The 2,721-nt window shown below is 66.7% G+C and carries 2 protein-coding genes and 1 pseudogene; all 3 read left to right on the forward strand.

Features of this window, described 5'->3' with window-relative positions; translation table 11 throughout:
* A partial coding sequence (locus tag EN935_RS30165) for a sugar ABC transporter ATP-binding protein (protein WP_164771457.1) occupies positions 1 to 1,145 on the forward strand: 1,145 nt, incomplete at its 5' end.
* Positions 1,142 to 2,152 carry an ABC transporter permease gene (locus tag EN935_RS30170; protein ID WP_109660437.1) on the forward strand — a complete coding sequence of 337 codons (1,011 nt, stop codon included), beginning with the start codon at positions 1,142 to 1,144 and terminating at the stop codon, positions 2,150 to 2,152. The genes EN935_RS30165 and EN935_RS30170, both read left to right, overlap by 4 nt.
* 109 nt (positions 2,153 to 2,261) lie before the next feature.
* Positions 2,262 to 2,721 (forward strand): annotated as a pseudogene (locus tag EN935_RS30175) (hypothetical protein); the annotation flags it as partial.

The following is a 2,721-nucleotide window of genomic DNA, read 5'->3' on the forward strand; positions in this document are numbered from 1 at the left end:
CCATCGATCCGATGACGCCGGTGTCGGCGCTGTCGGTGGCCGAACAGCAGCTGGTCGAGATTGCCCGGGCGCTGTCGCTGAAAAGCCGGCTGATCATCATGGACGAGCCGACCTCGGCGCTGACCGAGACCGAGGTGCAGCGCTTGCTGTCGATCATGGACCGGCTGCGCAAGGACAAGGTCGCCATCATGTTCGTCACCCACCGGCTGGAAGAGGCCTCCGCGATCTGCGACCGCATGACGGTGCTGCGTGACGGCAGGCTGGCCGGGCATCTTAACCGCGAAGGCGGGCCGATCGCACTGCCGAAAATCATCGAGAAGATGGTCGGCCGTGCCGCGTCCGAACTCTATGCGCGGCCGGCGCAGCGCGCGGTTGCCGGCGATGTCGTGCTGTCGGTGCGCGGGTTGCGCACCGTGCGCGACCCCGAGGCGCCGCACGCCATCGTGCTCGACGGCGTCGACATCGACCTCAAGGCCGGCGAAATCCTCGGCGTTGCCGGTCTTGTCGGCTCGGGCCGCACGGAGCTGGCGCGTGCCATCTTCGGCGCCGACCGCATCGCGGCCGGCACCATCACGCTCGACGGCAAGCAAATCGCGCCGGCCTCGCCCGCCGATGCCATCGCGCTCGGCATCGGCCTGGTGCCGGAGGACCGCAAGCATCAGGCGATCTTTGCGGCACTCGGCATCCTGCCGAATTTTTCCGTCGCATCGCTGGGCAGCTTCAGCAACGGTTTCGGCTTCATGGCCGAACGGCGCGAGCGCGATGCACTCGCCGGTTTTCGCAAGATGCTGTCGATCCGCATGGCCTCGGCTGAGCAGGCGATCGAGGGCCTGTCGGGCGGCAACCAGCAGAAGGTGATCCTGGCACGCTGGCTGGCGCGCGATCCTAAGGTGCTGATCGTCGACGAGCCGACGCGTGGCGTCGATGTCGGCGCCAAGACCGAGGTGCACCAGATCCTGGTGCAGCTTGCGGCGCGCGGCATTGCGGTGATGATGATCTCGTCCGAACTGCCCGAGGTGCTGGCGGTGTCGGACCGCATCGTCACCATGCGCCGGGGACGCATCACCGGCCAGATGCCGGGCGTCGAGGCAAACGAGGAAAGACTGATGGAACTGATGGCACTCGACCGCAAGGAGACACCATGAGCGTGGCGGAGGACCAGCGCGGCGGCATCAATTTCGCGCGGCTGTTGATGAGCTTCGGGCCGCTGCTGTTCCTGGTGGCGCTGATCGTCGTCTTCACGGTGCTGAAGCCGAGCTTCATGGACCCGATCAACCTGTTCAACATCACAAGGCAGATCTCGATCACCGGGCTGATCGCGCTCGGCATGACCTTCGTCATCCTCACCGCCGGCATCGACCTGTCGGTCGGCTCGCTGCTCGCCTTCTGCGGCATGGTCGCCGCCGTGGTCGCCAAGGGCGGTACCGCCAACACGCTGTCGCTGTCGACGAGCGGAACGCAAGGTTATGGCTGGTTCGCAGCACTGCTCGCCGCCGTCGTGGTCGGCGCTGCGGCCGGCGGCGTGCAGGGGCTTGTCATCACCCGGCTCAAAGTGCCGCCCTTCGTCGTCACGCTGGGCGGGCTGACGGTGTTTCGCGGGCTGACGCTGACCATCTCCAATGGCGGCCCGATCTCGGGCTTTGACGCCTCGATGCGCTGGTTCGGCACCGGGCTGATCGGCCCGGTACCGGTGCCGGCGCTCATCTTCGCGGCGGCCGCCATCCTGTGCCACATCGTGCTGCGCTACACGCGCTATGGCCGCGCGGTCTATGCCGTCGGCGGCAATGCGGAAGCGGCAAGGCTGTCTGGCCTGCGCGTCGACCGCATCCTGGTCTCGGTCTATGTCATCGTCGGCTTCTTCGCCGGGCTTGCCGCCTTCGTGCTATCGGCCAGGCTCAACTCCTCGGAAGCGGTGGCCGGCATCGGCTACGAGCTGACTGTCATTTCGGCCGTCGTCATCGGCGGCACCTCGCTGTTCGGCGGCATCGGCTCGGTCGGCGGCACGGTGGTCGGCGCGGCCCTCATCGGCGTGCTGCAGAACGGGCTGCAGTTCAACAACGTCTCGTCCTACACGCAAAGCATCGTCATCGGGCTGATCCTGATCCTGGCGGTGGCGTTCGACCGGTGGCTGAAGTCGCGGGTAAGGCGGTGAGGGGACGGTTCTCCTTTCTCCCACAAGGGTAGAAGGGGAGCCCCATTCCTTGCAAAACAATCATGCTTTGCTAGAAAGGTTTTGGCGGGTGGCATCGTGAGAGAACCTCATGTTTGCCGATATCATCAGACCGATCACCTTGAGTTTTTCGCTGCTGCGGCAGTTCTGGCCGCAGCTCGCAGCGCTGGTGCTGGCCGGCGTGCTGGTCGGCGATCTCCTCATGCAGCTGGCGGCGAGGGTGGCGCTTGCCAATCACTTCGCCGGGCTGGCGATGCTGACGCTGGTGGCGCTGGCGCAGCTGGTGGTGACGGTGGCGATGTTCCATGTGCTGCGCCCCGGCCTGCCGCATGTGCTGGCTGCGCAGCGCAGCGCGGACAGCGCCGCAATCGCCGAGGCGCAAGCCGCCGGCAAGGAGCAGGGCGCCGCGGCGGACCGGCGCGGCTCGCGGCTGGTGCGGATGATCACCATCGCGCTGCTGCCCTTCTTCGCCTATTACGCGGCCTGGGGATTTCTGGGCGACATCGTGCGCCAATATTCGCGCGCCACGCTCGACCAGGCCGATTTCGGCC

The organism is Mesorhizobium sp. M7D.F.Ca.US.004.03.1.1 (genome assembly GCF_003998635.1).
GTDB lineage: Bacteria > Pseudomonadota > Alphaproteobacteria > Rhizobiales > Rhizobiaceae > Mesorhizobium > Mesorhizobium loti.